Annotated in this window: 2 protein-coding genes; both read left to right on the top strand. The window is 26.2% G+C overall.

The features are described 5' to 3' along the window. Positions 1-205: 205 nt before the first annotated feature. Positions 206-598, top strand: a complete 393-nt coding sequence (tagD, locus tag CD129_RS12610) for a glycerol-3-phosphate cytidylyltransferase (protein WP_078356743.1) — start codon at positions 206-208, stop codon at positions 596-598. 89 nt (positions 599-687) lie between these two features. Beyond that, a complete protein-coding gene (locus tag CD129_RS12615; protein ID WP_115337621.1) occupies positions 688-1,830 on the top strand; it encodes a serine hydrolase domain-containing protein in 1,143 nt (380 codons plus the stop codon). Positions 1,831-2,068: the final 238 nt, after the last annotated feature.

Consider the following 2,068-nt stretch of genomic DNA (forward strand, 5'->3'; position numbering starts at 1 on the left):
ATTTTACTCAAACTCAACATATTCTAGTATAATATACTAATAAGTAATAAATATACATTATAACCATTTTCAGAATTGTAAAATGGTTATTTTGATGAAATAACAACCTAAAATACCTTAATATAAAATTTACAAAGTAGACAAATAGTTTACATTGGTATACATATATATTAAGCTTGATATATAAAATAATGAGGTGAAAAAAATGCAAAGAGTAATTACTTATGGAACATATGATTTACTACATTATGGCCATATTGAACTTTTAAGAAGAGCTAAACAATATGGGGACTATCTAATTGTTGCATTATCGACTGATGAATTTAATAAACTTAAAAACAAAAAATCATACTATAATTATGAACAAAGAAAAATGATGCTTGAGTCAATAAGATATGTAGACCTTGTAATTCCCGAGAATAATTGGGAACAAAAAACAGATGACGTTAAAAACTATAACGTAGATACATTCTTAATGGGTCATGATTGGGAAGGTGAATTTGACTTCTTAAAAGATGAATGTGAAGTCATATACCTTAAAAGAACTGAAGGTATTTCAACAACTCAAATTAAAAAAGAATTATATGGTACCGAATAGAACACTTAATTGTGTTCTTTTTTTATGGTTATAAATGTTAAAATTTAGTAATTATGGTAATATAATGTTAAAAACATTAGGAGAGATACATGAAAAATTTATACAAATTTTCCCTATGTATTATTGTGGGATTAATCATTATACTGTTTATTAACCAATTTAAAGATTTTAATAAAAAAAAGGATGCTTTTACATCAGAGACAACATCCTCTCATCAAAGTAAAAATCATAAAAATGTTGCTAACTCTGATAAGGAAACTTTCATTGAATTTAAAGACGTTAATGATTATTTGACTACATCAAATTTCAATGGAAATATCACAATATATAAAGATAATAAACTCATGATGAGTGATGCATATGGTTATAGAGATTTTGAAAATAGTATAAAAAATGATTCTAAGTCTATGTACTTAATCGGGTCCGCCAATAAATTCATAACCGGATTAATGTTACGCCAGTTAGAAGAAAAAGGCACAATCAATATAAACGATAATGTGAACAAATATATACCAAACTTCCAAAATAAATATCCCATTAGTATTAAAGATTTAATGTTGCATCGAAGTGGATTAGCCAAAATAAATTTAAATCCTAATATGCATAACTTAGACGGAGCTATAGCAAGTATTAAATCACAAGGTGTATTACCTGCACAGTATCATCAATTTAACTATAATGATGCAAACTATATAACCCTAGCTAAAATCATTGAAGTCGCAACTAATAAAACATTTGAAGAAAATATCAATGAACTAATACTTAACAAAGCCCATTTAAAATATACATCACGTTATGATTCAGTTGAACATAAGAAATATATGGCTAAAGGATATAAATCTATCCATAACCAAAATATTTACGTACCACCTATGAACTTAGATAAGTATGATGGTGCAGGTAATATTTATATTTCTACAGATGATATGGCTAAACTCTTAAAGAAATTTAAATCTGATAGTATCCTATCTCATTCATCTACAGTAAACTTACTTTCAACAGGAGATTTAAATTTATACCCAGGTACTTATAGATACGGCTTTTACAACTATTTAAACTATCAAAGATATAGAGGTATTTTTTATAAAAATGATATCGTTACATATTCTAATGATCGCTATATCGTATCTATAGCAAGCAATAAATTACCAGAACCATACAATCAAGAAACTGAGAAGATGGCACAACATATATTCACTAATATACTGGGACAACAATTGAAACAAAAATAGGTGAATTAACATAGATATTTATTTTATTTAAAAAAGAGAGTAGCTCAGACAAATTAATTGTTCGAGCCACCCTCTTTTTTCTAATGAGATATTTTCTTACTTTTATTTTTTATACTTCTTAAATTCATTTTTGTTTTGAGTTTTAAAAGTTTCATTTGATAATTTCTATATGTCTTTTTATTAAACTCTAATTTCAATTCTTTAGATACTTCTACATACTTTTCATATTGTGCACCTG

It is taken from the genome of Mammaliicoccus fleurettii, from assembly GCF_003970575.1.
GTDB classification, from domain to species: Bacteria; Bacillota; Bacilli; order Staphylococcales; family Staphylococcaceae; genus Mammaliicoccus; species Mammaliicoccus fleurettii.